This is a genomic window from Streptomyces sp. NPDC020958, assembly GCF_055562175.1.
This window is the reverse complement of sequence record NZ_JBVHFU010000001.1, coordinates 569,137-584,681: the sequence shown is the minus strand read 5'-3', so window position 1 is coordinate 584,681 and position 15,545 is coordinate 569,137. Positions and strand designations below refer to the sequence as shown.

Sequence of the window (15,545 nt, the reverse complement as noted above, 5' to 3'; positions counted from 1 at the left end):
AGGTACGCCCCGTTGTTCAACAACCGAGATGATCGCGATGGACGACGAGAATGCCATACTCCACCGCGAACCTTTCCGAGGGACGGCTGAACCGTGTGGTCGTCACGAACACCGCGACGTCGGCCCGGAAGTGCACCTTCGCTCCCAGCAGGTCACGTAACTCACGGCTGGCGATGGTACTGCTGGGGGCATACCGCTTGCATTGGATCACCATCGTCCGGCCGTCAGGAAGCCGACCGACGACATCAGCACCGTTGTCGTGCGCACCGCCCACCCCCCGGACCCCCGTGCACCCGTCACGGCGGCACAGCGCGGCAACCAGCTCCTCGAAATCCGTTACGGTCATCGCATCTACCTCGGCCAGGGTTCGCCGCCCCGCCACCATCGCATCTTCCTGCCGCCAGCGGCAGTCTCGGGCACGCACCATCCGGTCCGTACGCCACAGCCACCAACTCACCACTCCGCTACCGCCAAGGAGCGCGCCTCCTACGACGTAGGGCAGCACCGCCGGCCAGAACACCACCAGCACGATCAGCATCCCGCCAGTGCCGAGCACTTTCGGCTTCGCCTCCGCCATCCGCCGCCGACGACGACCAGCCGACATTCGTCTACGTCGAACAGCCATTTCGACCTCCTCCGCAGCATCCTGAACTGAGAGACTCGACAACCCAGGGCAAGTCAGGAAGAGCGTGAGTCAGCCATGGCTGACTCAACTCGTGCCACTCAACTCGTCATCCTGCTGGTCAGCCCCTCACCCGCGGGGCGTCGCGCTCGGCACGCTCGATGTCGTCGTCGTGGCCTACGCGGAGGAACGCCGCGTGCCCAGGGGCACTCGCACTCCTAGCCCTCAATGCCTTCAGTGCCCTCCTCTACGGCGCCGTACGCCACCGGGCGCTCCCGCCGCGCGGCGGGCTCTGCTGCTGACCGTCTGTCTGGCACCGGGGTACGCGCTCCTGTGCCTGTTGCCCAGTCCCCCTCGATGGCTGGCCTAATTGTGCTGACCGGGCTGTTCCCCGCACCCGTGCTGACCGTCTCCTTCGTCCTGGTCGGAGAGCGCGCCCCGGCGGGCACCGTCACGAAGGCGTTCGTCTGGCTCGTCACGCTTATGACCTCGGGCATGGCGCTCGGGTCCGCCGCCGTCGGGCTCGTCCTGAAACAAGGTGGTCCGAGTCGGGCGACGGGGTGCGGCGTGGTGGGGCTCACGGTCAGCGCTCTCAAGCTCCTGGCCGGGCAGTCCCGGCTGGCCGCGGACCGGCAGGCCGACCCCCGGCATCCGCTGTCTCCACGGCATGACGTGTACCGGGACGCGCTGTCGCGGCGGCCGCATCCAGTCGTGATCTTGGGAGTGGGACGGCAGACAGAGGGGTGACCGGGGACCGTGGCGCCGCTGACGGCGGTACGACTCCGGGTCGTCCGTGAACTGCCCCACAGGCCGTAGGGCTCTCACCTACCCGGACAAGCACGACTGTCCATTTGGGTCGTGGACACCCGCTTCGTCGCGCAGGCACAGGCCCAGGCGGCGGCCGATGCGCGTCGTACGGTCGGAGAACCGGAGCATGCCGCAGCCGACCGGACAACCCCCAAACCCTCTTCCGGCCCCTCCGCGGCTGAAAACCGTTCGGCCCGGCACCGGCATCCGACCTGTCCGTGGCTTCGAGGAGATCGGCCCGTCCTGTCATCCACCACGGAATCGCGACGACGTCACGCACGGGACAAGCAACCTCGTCACGGAGACCCTCGACCGGCGTCAGCGAGGGCGGCATCCACCAACGTCTCTGCGATGGATCGCGCGTACGCCATGACATGACGATTGTTCAGCGCGAGGCCACGCGCGGCCGCCCCGTCGAAGAGCAGTGCCAGTTGCTCACCGAGGGTTTCCGGGTCGGCGACCCCGGCCTGCCGCGCGATGTCGGCGAGGCGGCGGGCACACCTCTTCTTCTTCGCGGCTGCCAGCTCGTGCGCGGGATGGCCCGGGTCCGGCACTTCGACGCTGACGTTCAAGAACGGGCATCCCCGGAACGGGGCCTTGGTCTCCGTCGGTTTCCAGTCGAAGACGGCCAGAAGCTGCTCCCGCGGGCTCGCTGTCGCCAGCGTCGGCTGCTCGGGGACGACGGACTCGGGGTCGTCGTCCAACGACCGCAGATACGCCACGACGAGCTCGTCCTTGCTGCGGAAGTGCTGGTAGAGCGTGCGTTTGGACACTCCGGCGACGGTCGACAGCTGCTCGATCCCGGTCGCGTTGATCCCCTGTGCCGTGAACAGCTCAGTCGCCGCTCGGAGGATTCGCTCCCGAGCACCCCGGCCTTGACGTCGGCGTACAGCGGTGGGTTCGTTCACACCCTCAAGGATACCGATCGTTTTACATGGGCGGTCGCGGCAGCTATGGTGAAGCATCAAGTACACCGACCGTCTTACTTAGTGACACCTGCCACGTCCGGCATCACGCCGCACGCGGATCGGCGCATCGGCTGCCCCGCGCCCGGTGGCCCCCGATGGCCTCGGCCGGGCCGCAGTCCCGCCTGGCGCCTCACCCACCACCGCTCATCTCGACCTCGACGGGTCATCAGCACGAAGGAGATCTGGTGCGTTACACGACCTTTGGACGACAGACAGGACTGCGCGTATCCGAGTACGCACTCGGGACGGGGAACTTCGGCACCCGCTGGGGCGCCGGCGCCGAGCCCGACGAGGCACGCCGGATTTTCGACGGGTTCGCCGAGGCCGGCGGAACGTTTCTCGACACGGCGGACAGCTACCAGTTCGGCGAGTCGGAGGAACTGGTGGGGAAGTTCGTCGCCGCCGACCGTGACCACTTCGTTCTGGCCACCAAGTTCACCAACGGAGCCGCCCCCCAACCGGGCATCTCCCGGACGGGCAACAGCCGCAAGAACATGATCGCGTCACTGGAGGCTAGCCTGAGGCGCCTCGGGACGGACTACGTCGACCTGTACTGGGTCCACTTCCCCGACAACCTCACCCCCATGGAGGAGATCCTGCGGGGTCTGGACGACCTCGTCACGTCCGGCAAGATCCTTCACGTCGCGCTCTCCAACTTCCCCGCGTGGCGGGTCTCCCGCGCCGTCACCCTCGCCGACCTGAAGAACTGGGCACCGGTCACGGGCATCCAGGTCGAGTACAGCCTCGTCGAGCGGACCGCCGACCGTGAACTACTGCCGATGGCCGAGAGCCTGGGACTCGGCGCCGCCCTGTGGTCCCCGCTCGGCGGCGGACTGCTCACCGGCAAGTACCGCCACAGCACGGAAGGACGACTGACCGACCTCAAGGCGGTCATTCACACCGAGAGCACCGAACAGAAGACCGCCGTGGTCGACGCCGTTCTGGCTGTTGCTGAAGAAACCGGCGCGACCCCCGCCCAGGTGTCGGTGTCGTGGCTCCGCGAGCGTGCCACACAGGCGCCTATCTCATACGTGCCGATCATCGGCCCGCGGAACCCCGGACAGCTGGACGAGTACCTGGCCGCGCTGGACGTCCGGCTCACACCGAAGCAGTTCCAACGCCTGTCCGAGGTCAGTGCGATCCCCCTCGGAGTGCCCCACGAGGCCGCTGCCGGCGCCAGGGACGCCGTCCAGGGAGGCGACGCCCGCCGCGTGACACCGCCAGCCACGCCGGTGGCCTGATACGCGCAGGCACTCCTCGGCTCCGACAGCACTCCTTGGAGCAACGGTCCGCCGCTCGCCCCGTCGGACCGCTCGCAGCCAACCCCCGGCCGGCGGCAGCCGAGCAGGGCACACCCGCACACTTCCCCTCAACCCTGGCACCTATCACCTATTGCACTCCCCCAATAACGAAGTTATGTTACGGGCCATGAAACAAGACCTGGCAGGCCGAAGGCTGGTCGTCACCGGAGCCGCGCGCGGGATCGGGGCCGAGGTGGCACGGGTCGCCGCCGCCCGCGGCGCCCGACTCGCCCTCCTCGGACTCGAACCCGATCGACTGCGCGAGCTCGCCCCTTCCCTGGGCCCTGACGCGTCCTGGCGGACGGCCGACGTACGCGACGGGGCCGCCCTGAAGTCGGCGATCGACGACTGTGCGCAGACCATGGGCGGCATCGACATCATCGTCGCCAACGCGGGGGTCGCGGCCTACGGGACCGTACGGCAGACGGACGACGCGTCGTTCGAGCGGGTTCTGGACATCAACCTCAACGGTGTCTTCCGGACCCTGAAGTACGCGACGCCCCACCTGGAGCGCAGCCGCGGCCATGCGATGGTCGTATCCTCCGCACTGGCCTTCATGCCGCTGGCCTCGATGGCCGCATACGGCGCGAGCAAGGCCGGGGTGGAGATGCTGGCCTTGGCCTACCGCCAGGAGGTGGCCCATCTCGGTGTCACGGTCGGTCTGGTGCACCCCTCCTGGATCGACACGGACATCGTCCGGGGCGCCGAAGGAGACCTGCCCTCCTTCCAGGACCTGCGCAGACGGCTGCCGTACCCGGGCAACGTCACCACGAGCGTCCACCAGGCAGCCGCGGCGATCGTCGACGGAGTCGTCCGCCGGCGCAGCAGGGTGTACGTGCCACGTGCGATCGCCGCGGCCAACTGGGCGAAGGCAGCCATCAATTCACCACTCGCATGGCCCTGGGCGCGGCGTTTCGCGGCCCGAGCCGTGCCCACCCTCGAACGCGAGGTGGAGGCACTGGGCCGACATGACCAGCTGGTACCCGGCGTCGACAACCCAACCGGGAGTACCGGACCTTCCCGACCCGGCGCTTGAGACGCAAAGCGGACTGATCCCCCGTCAACTCCCTGCCGTCGAGCGGAAAGAGCGCAGGCCCTCCTCGTGCGAGGCCAGCGCGCGCTCCCGTTCGTCACCCAGCCCCACGGCGAAACCCACCCCCATCGGCAGCAGCACCTGCGTCACCGGGTCCTCGAACTCAGTGAAGTGCTCGGCCAGTTCGAGGGTGATGTAGCCGTGGACGTAGCTCCACAACTGAGCCGTCACGACATCGGGGTCCTGCTGCGCCACCCGGCCGGAACCCACGAGCCGTGCGCACGCTTCGGCGACGACCGCGTGGGCCTTGCGGAAGGCCGGCGAGCGTCCGCTGAACCGGAGGTCGGCATCCGACAGCGGTCGGTAGGTGGCACGAGTGGACAGCCCGAACATCAGGTCGTACAGGTGAGGGTTCTCACCGGCGACCCGTCGACAGGTCAACGCCATGACAAAGAGATCCGCGACCGCGTCGTCGGTCACCGGCACCTGGGAGAAAGCCTTGCCGAGCTCCTCGAACCCGTGATCCGCGACGGCCCGGACGAGCTCGGGGATACCCCCGAAGTGGCTGTAGACCACCATCGTCGACAGGCCGCTGGCGGACGCCACCGTACGCGCCTTGATGGCCGAAGGCCCCTGCTCGGCAAGGAGGCCGATCGTGGCGCTGATGAGCCGTTCCGGCACCCCCAGGGGCGCCGACGCTCTTGACGCGTCTCCCATGTACCCACCCGACTCCGCAACCGACCTCGCACCGGAGGCGCAACGCCGACCGGAGTGACAGTTGCCACACATAAAATAACTTGGTTATACGAGTTCTCCACGCCAGGATACACATCACGAATAGCACGGCGTCGCGAGCACCGCAGCAGCTCCGGGCCTCACGCACCAGAGCCGACACAGGTCACGGGACCGCTCGCGGTCCTGTCTCCGCCGAACCAGCGCCCCGCAGCGGCGGGCGAGGCACCCGCGTGGCGATCCCCGCCCGCCTGGGCACGCACCGTTTCCTTCGTACCGCCCTCCCCTCACCACGGATTCAGCACGGGAGCAGATTCCATGAGAAAACCCGAAAAGGGTCATCTTGAGATCCAGGACGACGGAGCCGTCCTGACCGTCCGGGTCGACGGCGGGCCGCACGGTGTGTTCGGCCCCGACATCGCCGACCGACTAAAGGAGCTGGTGGATCGGGTAGACCGCGATCCCGCCGTCCGTGCCGTCGTGTTCACGGGCGCGCACCCCGAGCGGTTCGTGAGCCACGCCGAGGTCCGGTGGCTTCAGGAGGAGGGCGCCGCGAGCCCTACCGTCGGCCGACGCGGTGCCGCCGCCGTCGTTCGTGTGGCGAAGGGCGTGGACCGGGCCCGGGTCCTGGAGCCTGTGGCGCGCAGGACCCCGTTGCGGGGAGCACTCCAGTTGGAAGCCCTGCACACGACCTTCCTCAAGATGAACGCCAGCGGCGTGCTCTTCGTCGCCGCCCTCAACGGCTCGGCCCTGGGCCTCGGCGCGGAGTTCGCCTGGGCGTGTGATCTGCGGGTGATGGCCGACGGGGAGTTCTTCATCGGCCAGCCGGAGATCCTTCTCGGCATCATTCCGGGCGGTGGCGGCACCCAGCGGCTGACCCGCCTGATCGGCACCCACCGGTCTCTCGTCGCGATCCTCGAAGGCAAACCGTTCACCCCTGCTCAGGCTCTCGCCAACGGGGCGGTGGACGAGGTCGTTCCGCAGGGCGAGGTGGTCACGCGGGCGGTCGAACTCGCCCAGCACTTCGGCGCCCGGCCGAAGGGGTCGGTCGCCGCCGCCAAGAGGTCGGTGTACTTCGGCGGCTCGATGTCCCTGGCGGACGGCCTGCACGTCGAACGCACCGAGTTCTTCACCAGAGTTCTGTCGCGGGAGGGCCAGGAGTTGATGCTCGACTACATGGACACGACGGACGCGACGGGGGAGCTTCCGCTCTACCGGCCGGACACCTACGCCGAGGCGCTCGCCTCCGGCACCGTGCCCGGGCCCCGCTCGACGACCGACCGGAAGGTGAGCCGACCATGACCACACGGCATCCCTTCGTCCGTCACGACGTCTCGTTCCCCTCCGGCGACAGCTCCTGTGCCGGATGGCTCTATCTCCCCACCGGTGTCGTCTCTCCGCCCGTCGTCGTCCTCGGGCACGGCCTCGGTGCCACCCGTGACATGCGCCTGGACGCCTTCGCCGAGCGTTTCGCACAGGCCGGCATCGCCGCCCTGGCCTTCACCTACCGGCACTTCGGCGACAGCGGCGGCCACCCTCGCCAGTTGCTGTCGATCAAGCGCCAGCTCGCCGACTGGGATTCCGCCCTCGACTGGGTCAAGGCGCGCCGTGACGTGGACCGTTCGCGCATCGCGGTGTGGGGCAGCTCGTTCGGCGGGGGGCACGCCATCACCGTCGCCTCGCGTCATCCCGAACTGTGCGCGGCCGTGGCCCAGTGTCCGTTCACCGACGGTCTGGCCTCGGCACTCGCGCTCGGCCCGGTGGCCTCACTGAGGATGACCCCCGTACTCGCCCGGGATCTGTCGGCCAGGATACGTGGCAAGGCACCCGTGATGGTCCCCATCGCCGCCTCCCCCGGTTCGCCCGCGTTGATGAACGCCGCGGACGCACTGCCCGGTTACCAGGCGCTCGTGCCGAAGGGGAAGACGTTCCGCAACGAGGTCGCGGCGCGGGTCATCCCGACCATCGCCGCCTACCGGCCCGGCCGTGCGGCGAAGAAGGTCGTCATGCCGATCCTCTTCTGCGTCAGCGACACGGACTCCGTCACGCCTCCCGCACAGACACTCCGGTACGCGCGGACCGCACCCCACGGCGAGGTCAAGCGGTACGCCGCGGGCCACTTCGACTTCTACACCGGCGAGACCTTCGAGGCCCTGGCGCGCGACCAGGTGGAGTTCCTGACCCGGCACCTCGCTCCGCTGCCCGCCTCTTCGGCCTCCTGACCGGATCGCCCACCGAAACAGGTACGCACGCCATGAATTTCGCTTCACTGCCTGATCGCCGCGCCGCCCTGGACCCGGGCGGTCCCGCGGTCTCGGACGGGCTCCAGGCGCTCACCAACGCCCAACTACTGGACCGTGTCCGCGCGGCTGCGCACCACCTTCGAGACCTCGGCATCGGTCCCGGTGACGTCGTCGCCCTCAAGCTGACCAACCGCGTGGAATTCGTCCTGCTGCTGTTCGCGGCCTGGCGGCTCGGTGCCACCGTCACCCCGGTCAATCCGAGCATGACCGACGGCGAGGTCGCCCGGCAGCTCGTCGACTCCGGCGCGCGCCTGCTAGTGGTCGAGGACGGCAGGCAAGCCGTGGCCGGCCTCGTCACGCTCGCAGTCGGAGGCCTGCGCGAACAGGCTCCGGGGTGGGACGAGGCGCCGCAGCCGAACCCGTCAGCTCTGGCCCTGCTCATCTACACCAGCGGTACGACCGGGGTGCCCAAGGGGGTGATGCTCGACCACGCGAACATCGACGCCATGGTGGAGATGGGTCGGCTGGCCCTGGAGTTGGGGCCGAGCGACCGCTGCCTGCTGATCCTGCCGCTCTTCCACGTCAACGGCATCATCGTCAGCGTCCTGACGCCGCTGCTCGTCGGAGCCAGTGTCGTCATCGCCGGCCGGTTCGATCCCCGTACCTTCTTCGGCCTCGTCGAGCGGGAGCGCCCCACCTTCTTCAGTGCCGTGCCCACGATCTACGGGATGCTCGCGGCGCTTCCGGACGATGTTCAGCCGGACACGTCGTCGCTGCGGTTCGGGGTCTGCGGTGCCGCGCCCGCCTCCGCCGACCTGCTGGCCCGGTTCGAGACGCGGTACGGGTTCCCCCTCGTCGAGGGGTACGGCCTTTCCGAGGGAACCTGCGGCTCCACGATCAATCCGGTCTCGGGACCCCGGCGAGCCGGAACAGTGGGGCTGCCCTTCCCCGGGCAGGAGATACGGATCGTCGACGCGGCCGGTGCCGACCTGCCACAGGGACTGGACGGCGAGGTCATCGTGCGCGGCGCCAACGTCATGCGCGGCTACCTGGGCCGTCCCGAGGAGACGGCGCGAACGGTCATCGACGGCTGGCTGCACACGGGCGACATCGGTCATCTCGACGCGGAAGGGTACCTGACCCTGGTCGGGCGGTCGAAGGACATGATCATCCGAGGAGGGGAGAACATCTACCCCAAGGAGATCGAGGACGTGCTGACGGGAGATCGCTCCGTCCTGGAGGCCGCCGTGATCGGGGTACCGGACGAAAAATGGGGCGAAGTGGTCGTCGCGTACGTCCAGCCGCGACCGGGCGTGACAGTCGATCCCGCGGCACTCCAAATCCTCTGCGCACGGCATCTCACCGGCTACAAGCGTCCCACCTCGTACATCGTGGTGGAGGCCATCCCCAAGAACGCTGTCGGCAAGATCGACAAGGTCGCACTGCGAGCAAGCCACTCTTCTGCCTCCGCCGGGGCGTGACGTCCCGGGACGGACGGCGCCGACTCCATGTGCTGCACGACGGCGCCGTCGTGCAGCACATGGAGTCGGCTGATGTTCCTCGTCAACGCCCGCCGCCGCAAAGCTCTTCGCCTGAACCATTCCCGCTGAGTGCGCCGTGCGGGAACTCGCCGCGGGCACAGGCACTGCCGGCGAGTTCCCGCACCCGGCTGTCAGTCGGTCATCCGGTTGAGTTTGCGGACGCTCTTTCTGGCCGTCGACGGAGTGTATCCGTTCGAACTGGGCATCCCCAGCCGGGTGTTCGGGGCGACGGACGGCCGTTACGAGGTCCTCACCTGCACCGTCGACGGCCGCCCGGTCCGCACCAACTCCGACTTCTCGATCACCACCGAGCACGGCTTCGAGACGCTGAGCACCGCCGACACCGTCGTTATCCCGCCCTTTCAGCACCACCGCCGTCACCCCGGAGGTGCCACAGGCCGTGGTGGAGGCGCTCAGATCGGTCGCTCCCGGCACCCGCCTCGTGTCGATCTGCACCGGCGCCTTCACCCTCGCCGCAGCCGGGCTCCTCGACGGGCGGCCGACCACCGCCCACTGGGTCGTGGCCGACCTCTTCCGCCCATGATTTCCCATGGTCGCACTGGACCCGAACGTCCTGTTCATCGACGACGGGGATGCACTGACCTCCGCCGGCGCCGCCTCGCGGCTCGATGTCTGTCTGCACCTCATCCGCAAGGATCACGGCAGCGAGGTCGCCAACCACGTGGCCGGTATGTGCGTCGTCCCACCCTGGCGCGACGGCGGGCAGGCGCAGTACATGCGCCCCCCGGTCCCTGACGCCACGACCAGCGGTACGGCCACCGCACGCCAGTGGGCACTGGAGAACCTCCACGAGCCGATGGCCCTGACGGACCTGGCCGGGCACTCCCACATGAGCCTGCCGCCTTCGTCCGCCGCTTCACCGAGGAGGTGGGCACCAGCCCGGGACGCTGGCTGATCCAACAGCGCGTCGAGCGGGCGCGGCACCTCCTGGAATCCACCGACCCGCCGGTGGACGAGATCGCCGACCGGGTCGGCTTCGCCGGCGGCACATCCCTGCGAGAGCACCTGCACGCCGCCATCGGCGTCTCTCCACGCCTCTACCGGCGCACGTTCCGCGGCGCCGGGTCAACACCCTGAACACATCACCGGCTCCCGTCTTGAAGTAGCCACCTCACCCCCCTCTTGAGATTACGATCATAATTTCAAAGGCCCGGAGTCGGACCGCGCACGGAGGTCCCTCCACACCATGCCGGGCCACCACACCCCCAAACCTGTCCGCGCGGACGCCGCACGCAACCGCACCCGCCTGCTCGACGCCGCGTGTGTCGCGTTCGCGTCCGAGGCACCGGTATCCCTGAAACAGATCGCGCGGGACACGGGGGTGGGCATCGCGACGCTCTACCGCCACTTCCTCACCCGGGAGGCACTGGTCGAGGCGATCCACCAGGAAGAGCTGTCCCAGTTTCGCGCCGACGCCGAAGCCCTGCTCGCCAGTGAGAATCCGACCCGCGCACTGCGCAGTTGAATGGACCGCTTCGCCGACTACGCCAGTACGAATCAGGAGACGGCGCACGCGCTACGCGCGGTTCTCGCGTCCTACCAGGGCCCCGCGTCACCTGCGCGCGAACAACTCCGCACCGCGGTTCAGGCCATCCTCGACGCCAGTGGAGTCGAGGTAATGGGCCCTGCCCGGGCCGCCGCTGTAACGGTTGCCATGCCGAGTTCCATGAACGGACCCACCGTGGAGACGGCCACGTCGCTCGACTCCAGGAGTCGCGAGAGGTCGGCAGCCGAGGTGAGATCCGCCTCGGCCACCGGCAGGTCCACCCCGAAGCGATCAGCCACGACCCGCATCCTGGCGCGACTGCGCCCAACCGGTGTCGGCTCCGCACCGCGTTTGAGGAGTTCCCGGAGTACTCGCTGACCGGTACCCCGTAGCGCCCAGCAGGACGATCCTGCGACTGTCCACGACCACACCTTTCAGACGGACTGGACACGCGGGTTGCCACCACGCCCATTCATTGACTCATGGTCATTCATTGACCTCAGGTCATCGAATATACGATGGTGCACATGAGCAGGCCACACCGGCGGCAGATGTACGCGGAGCAGACCCGGACGGACCTGACGGCCGCCGCCCGCAGGCTGTTCATGGACAACGGGTTCGCCGACACGCCGGTCGAGGCCATCACAGGGGCGGCGATGGTGAGCAAGGGCACCTTCTACCACCACTTCCCTGACAAGAAGGCGATGTTCGCCGAGCTGTACACCGAGCTGATCCAGCAGGTCGCAGCCCTCGGTGACACGACCGCGAAGGAGGCTGCGGCGACCCCGGGCACCCCCGCCCTGACGGAGGCCCGGTCCCTCGCCCTCGCCTTCCTGCGGCGGTCCGTCGACGACCCGCTGCACCGCGAACTGATGGCCCAAGCACCCGCGGTCCTGGGCGAGCAGTACCGGCACATCAACGAGACGGTCGCCCAGCCGCCGATCGAACAGCTGCTCACCGTGACGGCCGCGCGAGGGGAACTGAAGCCGGACACGCCGATCGCCACCACGGCACGGTTGCTGCTGGCCTGCCTGTGCGAGGGCAATCACATCATCGCGACCGCTGAAGACCCGGAAGACGCCCTGGTCCACACAGGTCGCGCACTCGACCTCCTGCTCTCGGGCCTGGCGGCCGGCGGCGCCTCCCACTGACGATGCCCCCCCCACAGCGCACCACCACCCGCGAGACTCCGGCCACCGAGGCGCCGTCCGTAGACTTCCATCATGGAACGGAAGAGCTTTCAGGACATGACCTGCCCGGTCGCGCTGACACTGGAACACGTGGGCGAGTGGTGGAGCATCCTCATCCTGCGTGACGCGACCCACGGCATCACCCGGTTCGACGAGTTCCAGAAAAGCCTCGGCATCTCGCCGAATTCCCTGACCCGCCGACTCGGCGCGCTCGTCGGGGCGGGTCTCCTCGAACGACGCCGCTACAGCGAACGGCCACCGCGGGACGAGTACGTACTCACCGAAGCCGGACACGCGTTCCGCCCGGTGCTCATCGCGCTCTACGCCTTCGGCCTGGAGCACTTTCCGCCCGAGGCGCCCAACATCCGGGTGGTGGACAAGGAGTCCGGCATCGACGTCAATCCCCTGATGATCGACCGCACGACCGGCCGCCCCATCGACGAGGAGCACTCCATGTTCCTGCCGGGCCCGTCGGCCGACGACCGGCTCCGCGCGCTGCTCGAACGACGGAACGAGCACGCCTCCTGAACCCAAGCCCCGGACCCGAACGGTGACTTCCATCACTGCAGCCAGTCACTTGCATGATGGTAGTCACCCTCTTACTGTTAGCGCTTGAGCCCACTGACGAGGACGAGCACGTGGGCGATTCGCTCGGGCCGCACGGCCGAGTACCGCTCCACCGGCCGCCGCCCAGGCGGGGCAGTCACACGACGAGGTGTGCCATGAGCGCTTCAACAACGGACCGAGCCGTCCGGTACCACCACATGACGATCACGACGATCGGACCGAGCCGCCGGAGTGGTCGACGTCGGTTCGGTCGGAGTGAACGGACGACCGTAACCCGGCAGTTCTCCCGTGCGGTGGGACCGGGGCACTCTGGCACCCGTTTACACCCCTGCATACACACGGATTTCGTATCCGCGTCCGCCGCGAATCTGCGGCCCCGTCCGGACCGGTGGTCAACCGCCTGACACCGGACGGCCGTTCACGACCTCCTAAGAAAGCCTGTCGAACAGGCCTCCCCCAACGGCACCAGCCTCCGAGTCCCGGCTCGTGGTGCGCATTGCTTCTTCATCCTGTCGCGGGTCCCACTCAGGGACAGCCGTGCCCATCGGTCGCCCTGACGTGCCGGGCCTCCAGGGCACCACCCCGAAACACCTCAACCGCAAGGAAACACCTATGACGATGACTGCTGTTGTCATGCGCAAGGGCGGGCTCGAACTGATCGAGACGCCGATCCCCCGGCCCGGGCCGGGAGAAGTACTGGTCAAGACCCTCGCGAACGGGATCTGCGGGAGCGACCTGCATGCCGTCGCGCACGGCTCCGAACTGATCGAAGGCTACAAGGCGGTGACCGGCGTCGCCCCGTTCGATCTCGACGCGCGGACATCCCTGGGTCACGAGTTCTGCGCCGAAGTGGTCGAGTACGGGCCGGGCACGCGCGGGGTGCACGCGCCCGGCACCCGAGTGGTCTCGGTGCCGTTCCTGCTCCGGCAGCCGCAGCCGGTGCTGCTCGGCTTCGGCGGTGTCGACACCCCGGGCGGTTACGCCGACTACATGCTCCTGTCGGAGGACCTCCTCATCCCGGTGCCGGACAACGTGCCCACCGACGTCGCCGCTCTGACCGAGCCGCTGGCCGTCGCCCTGCACGCCGTCAACCGTGGTGCCCTCGGAGCCGACGACGTGCCCATCGTCATCGGCTGCGGCCCGATCGGCCTCGCGGTGATTGCCGTGCTCAAGATGCGAGGTATCGGCCCGATCATCGCCGCGGACTTCTCCCCCACGCGGCGTGCGATGGCCACCGCGCTCGGCGCCGACATCGTCGTCGACCCGCGCGAGACGTCACCGTACGACTCCTGGCGTTCCGTCGCCGCCGTCACGGACCCGGCGCGGTTCGGCCGCCAGACGGTGACGTTCCCGGATGCCGCGTTCCGTCCGTCGGTGGTGTTCGAGTGCGTAGGCGTCCCCGGGGTGATTCAGCAGATCCTCGGCGGGGCCGCCGCGTGCACGAAGATCGTCGTCGCCGGGCTGTGCATGGAGCAGGACACCTTCTACCCCACCTTCGGTGTCTTCAAGGAGATCGACCTGGTCTTCTCCGTCTCCTACACGGTCGAGGAGTTCGCCCAGACCCTCGGCCACCTGGCCGCCGGCGAACTCCACGCCGATCCGCTCATCACCAGTCGGATCGGACTCGCCGAGGTGGCCGACGCCTTCGCCAGGCTCCGCGACCCCGAGCAGGACGCCAAGATCATCATTACTCCCCACACCCGCTGAACCACACTCACCGCACACGAACCGGAGGAAAACCATGACCGCCGTACAGACCGCGAGCAAGGTGCCCGTCGTCTCGCTCCCGCAGACCGAGCTGCTCACGCTCAACGTGAACGACGTCCCCCTGCTGAAGGACGCCCTCGGCCCCGGGATCAGCTTCCAGCCGCTGTTCCTCGACCCCGAGATGGGCATCTGGTCGATCCTCGGCACCTTCGCTCCGGGGGTGGAGCTGCCCATCCACCTGCACACCGGAGGGGTGCACGGCTACACCCTCAAGGGCGAGTGGCTCTACAAGGAGTACCCCGACCAGCCGCAGACCGCGGGCTCCTACCTCTACGAGCCGGCCTCGTCGGTGCACACCTTCGCCGTGCCTCCGACCAACACCGAGGACACAGTCGTGCTGTTCGTCATCAACGGCGCCAACGTCGGCTTCACCGAGGACGGACAGTTCCACTCGGTCCTCGACGCCGTGACCGTCCAGAAACTGACCGAGCAGTGCGCCGAGGCCCAGGGGCTCGGCCCCGTCAAGTACCTGACGGGCGGCACGGCGAAGTACACCACCGGCTGAACTACCGAACGGAGAATTCCTGTGCCCGCCGTATTCGTGCATGGCGTCCCCGACACGCACCACGTCTGGGACGACGTCATAGCCCACCTGACGCGGACCGACGTCGTCAGCCTTTCCCTGCCCGGCTTCGGAAACCCCGTCCCGGAAGGCTTCACCTCAACCAAGGAGGAGTACGCCGACTGGATCATCGCCCGGTTGGAGGAGATCGGCACCCCCGTGGACCTCGTGGGCCATGACTGGGGCTGCATCCTCACCTCCCGTGTCGCCTCGGTCCGCCCCGACCTGGTGCGGACGTGGGCCGCCGGCGGCGCCCAGATCGCCGGCGCGGACGAATGGCACGACCTCGCGAAACTCTGGCAGACCCCCCAGGTCGGGGAGCAGTGGATGGCCGCGCTCGACCCGTCGGAGCTGAGCAAGCTGCTCCAGGCCAACGGCGTGCCCGCCCGGCACGCGGAGGAGAACGCGAGCCGCATGGACGCCACGATGAAAGACAGCATCCTGCGCCTCTACCGCTCCGCGGTCCTGCTGTGGGAGGACTGGCGGCCCGGTCTGGCGGACATCACCAGCCCCTCTCTCGTGTTCTGGGGCAACGATGACCAGTTCGCGCCGGAGCAGTACGCCGAACCCGTCGCGAAGGCCGTCAGGGCCACGGGCGTGATCAGGCTGGACAGCGGGCACTGGACGCCACTCCAGCGCCCGCGGGAACTCGCCGACGCACTGGCACAGCACTGGGCGAGCGTGCCCGCCTGAGTACAACTCAAG

Annotated in this window: 15 protein-coding genes and 2 pseudogenes; 13 read left to right on the top strand and 4 right to left on the bottom strand. The window is 68.5% G+C overall.

The genetic code is table 11. The features are described from left to right. Positions 1-16: 16 nt before the first annotated feature. Positions 17-538 (bottom strand): restriction endonuclease, encoded by a 522-nt coding sequence (locus ACZ3KP_RS02715; protein ID WP_467495785.1) that lies wholly within the window; start codon positions 536-538, stop codon positions 17-19. Between the two features lie 441 nt (positions 539-979). Between ACZ3KP_RS02715 and ACZ3KP_RS02710 the strand changes: the two genes are divergently transcribed. After that, entirely contained in the window at positions 980-1,369 is a 390-nt protein-coding gene (locus tag ACZ3KP_RS02710; RefSeq protein WP_467495783.1) for a hypothetical protein, read from the top strand. Positions 1,370-1,725: 356 nt separating this feature from the next. Here ACZ3KP_RS02710 and ACZ3KP_RS02705 read toward each other — a convergent pair whose 3' ends face one another. Then, complete coding sequence (locus ACZ3KP_RS02705; RefSeq protein WP_387141575.1) at positions 1,726-2,394, bottom strand: TetR/AcrR family transcriptional regulator; 669 nt, start codon at positions 2,392-2,394, stop codon at positions 1,726-1,728. A gap of 188 nt (positions 2,395-2,582) precedes the next feature. Here ACZ3KP_RS02705 and ACZ3KP_RS02700 point away from each other — a divergent pair, with 188 nt between their 5' ends. Together ACZ3KP_RS02700 and ACZ3KP_RS02695 are read left to right on the top strand one after the other, a co-directional pair. Continuing rightward, the gene (locus tag ACZ3KP_RS02700) at positions 2,583-3,638 is read left to right on the top strand and encodes an aldo/keto reductase (RefSeq protein ID WP_387141573.1); all 1,056 of its coding nucleotides are present in this window, start codon (positions 2,583-2,585) and stop codon (positions 3,636-3,638) included. Between the two features lie 187 nt (positions 3,639-3,825). Next, positions 3,826-4,734, top strand: coding sequence for a short-chain dehydrogenase/reductase (locus tag ACZ3KP_RS02695; protein WP_467495781.1), 909 nt, complete (start codon positions 3,826-3,828; stop codon positions 4,732-4,734). 24 nt (positions 4,735-4,758) lie between these two features. On the opposite strand, the gene ACZ3KP_RS02690 is transcribed toward ACZ3KP_RS02695, so the two are convergent. Further along, positions 4,759-5,412 (bottom strand): TetR/AcrR family transcriptional regulator, encoded by a 654-nt coding sequence (locus ACZ3KP_RS02690; protein WP_467495779.1) that lies wholly within the window; start codon positions 5,410-5,412, stop codon positions 4,759-4,761. 369 nt (positions 5,413-5,781) lie between these two features. Between ACZ3KP_RS02690 and ACZ3KP_RS02685 the strand changes: the two genes are divergently transcribed. The 5 genes and pseudogenes from ACZ3KP_RS02685 (at position 5,782) to ACZ3KP_RS02665 (ending at position 10,733) form a co-directional block, all read left to right on the top strand. Further along, positions 5,782-6,765 carry an enoyl-CoA hydratase/isomerase family protein gene (locus ACZ3KP_RS02685; protein WP_387141564.1) on the top strand — a complete coding sequence of 328 codons (984 nt, stop codon included), beginning with the start codon at positions 5,782-5,784 and terminating at the stop codon, positions 6,763-6,765. After that, positions 6,759-7,685, top strand: a pseudogene (locus tag ACZ3KP_RS02680) (alpha/beta hydrolase); the annotation flags it as partial. The gene ACZ3KP_RS02685 and the pseudogene ACZ3KP_RS02680, both read left to right, overlap by 7 nt. Positions 7,686-7,717: 32 nt before the next feature. After that, the gene (locus tag ACZ3KP_RS02675) at positions 7,718-9,187 is read left to right on the top strand and encodes a class I adenylate-forming enzyme family protein (protein ID WP_387141561.1); all 1,470 of its coding nucleotides are present in this window, start codon (positions 7,718-7,720) and stop codon (positions 9,185-9,187) included. A 201-nt stretch (positions 9,188-9,388) separates the two neighbouring features. Further along, a pseudogene (locus ACZ3KP_RS02670) lies at positions 9,389-10,345 on the top strand (GlxA family transcriptional regulator). 109 nt (positions 10,346-10,454) lie between these two features. Continuing rightward, complete coding sequence (locus tag ACZ3KP_RS02665; RefSeq protein WP_387143605.1) at positions 10,455-10,733, top strand: TetR/AcrR family transcriptional regulator; 279 nt, start codon at positions 10,455-10,457, stop codon at positions 10,731-10,733. 119 nt (positions 10,734-10,852) lie between these two features. Here ACZ3KP_RS02665 and ACZ3KP_RS02660 read toward each other — a convergent pair whose 3' ends face one another. Beyond that, positions 10,853-11,185 (bottom strand): NAD(P)H-binding protein, encoded by a 333-nt coding sequence (locus tag ACZ3KP_RS02660; RefSeq protein WP_387143602.1) that lies wholly within the window; start codon positions 11,183-11,185, stop codon positions 10,853-10,855. 96 nt (positions 11,186-11,281) lie between these two features. Here ACZ3KP_RS02660 and ACZ3KP_RS02655 point away from each other — a divergent pair, with 96 nt between their 5' ends. The 5 genes from ACZ3KP_RS02655 to ACZ3KP_RS02635 all read left to right on the top strand — a co-directional run bounded on the left by ACZ3KP_RS02655 (position 11,282) and on the right by ACZ3KP_RS02635 (position 15,533). Further along, positions 11,282-11,905, top strand: a complete 624-nt coding sequence (locus ACZ3KP_RS02655; RefSeq protein WP_387143599.1) for a TetR/AcrR family transcriptional regulator — start codon at positions 11,282-11,284, stop codon at positions 11,903-11,905. 72 nt (positions 11,906-11,977) lie between these two features. Then, complete coding sequence (locus ACZ3KP_RS02650; RefSeq protein ID WP_387143596.1) at positions 11,978-12,472, top strand: winged helix-turn-helix transcriptional regulator; 495 nt, start codon at positions 11,978-11,980, stop codon at positions 12,470-12,472. 657 nt (positions 12,473-13,129) lie between these two features. Beyond that, a complete protein-coding gene (locus tag ACZ3KP_RS02645) occupies positions 13,130-14,218 on the top strand; it encodes a zinc-binding dehydrogenase (protein ID WP_387143593.1) in 1,089 nt (362 codons plus the stop codon). A 34-nt stretch (positions 14,219-14,252) separates the two neighbouring features. Continuing rightward, the gene (locus tag ACZ3KP_RS02640; protein ID WP_387143590.1) at positions 14,253-14,783 is read left to right on the top strand and encodes a 2,4'-dihydroxyacetophenone dioxygenase family protein; all 531 of its coding nucleotides are present in this window, start codon (positions 14,253-14,255) and stop codon (positions 14,781-14,783) included. Between the two features lie 21 nt (positions 14,784-14,804). Further along, complete coding sequence (locus tag ACZ3KP_RS02635) at positions 14,805-15,533, top strand: alpha/beta fold hydrolase (RefSeq protein ID WP_387143587.1); 729 nt, start codon at positions 14,805-14,807, stop codon at positions 15,531-15,533. Positions 15,534-15,545: the final 12 nt, after the last annotated feature.

What these genes read in the sequence shown, in the direction of transcription:
- ACZ3KP_RS02715 (WP_467495785.1), bottom strand. Translation starts at nt 538, where the DNA reads ATGCTGATCGTGCTGGTGGTGTTCTGGCCGGCGGTGCTGCCCTACGTC.
- ACZ3KP_RS02710 (WP_467495783.1), top strand. Translation starts at nt 980, where the DNA reads ATGGCTGGCCTAATTGTGCTGACCGGGCTGTTCCCCGCACCCGTGCTG.
- ACZ3KP_RS02705 (WP_387141575.1), bottom strand. Translation starts at nt 2,394, where the DNA reads ATGCTTCACCATAGCTGCCGCGACCGCCCATGTAAAACGATCGGTATC.
- ACZ3KP_RS02695 (WP_467495781.1), top strand. Translation starts at nt 3,826, where the DNA reads ATGAAACAAGACCTGGCAGGCCGAAGGCTGGTCGTCACCGGAGCCGCG.
- ACZ3KP_RS02685 (WP_387141564.1), top strand. Translation starts at nt 5,782, where the DNA reads ATGAGAAAACCCGAAAAGGGTCATCTTGAGATCCAGGACGACGGAGCC.
- ACZ3KP_RS02675 (WP_387141561.1), top strand. Translation starts at nt 7,718, where the DNA reads ATGAATTTCGCTTCACTGCCTGATCGCCGCGCCGCCCTGGACCCGGGC.
- ACZ3KP_RS02665 (WP_387143605.1), top strand. Translation starts at nt 10,455, where the DNA reads ATGCCGGGCCACCACACCCCCAAACCTGTCCGCGCGGACGCCGCACGC.
- ACZ3KP_RS02655 (WP_387143599.1), top strand. Translation starts at nt 11,282, where the DNA reads ATGAGCAGGCCACACCGGCGGCAGATGTACGCGGAGCAGACCCGGACG.
- ACZ3KP_RS02650 (WP_387143596.1), top strand. Translation starts at nt 11,978, where the DNA reads ATGGAACGGAAGAGCTTTCAGGACATGACCTGCCCGGTCGCGCTGACA.
- ACZ3KP_RS02645 (WP_387143593.1), top strand. Translation starts at nt 13,130, where the DNA reads ATGACTGCTGTTGTCATGCGCAAGGGCGGGCTCGAACTGATCGAGACG.
- ACZ3KP_RS02640 (WP_387143590.1), top strand. Translation starts at nt 14,253, where the DNA reads ATGACCGCCGTACAGACCGCGAGCAAGGTGCCCGTCGTCTCGCTCCCG.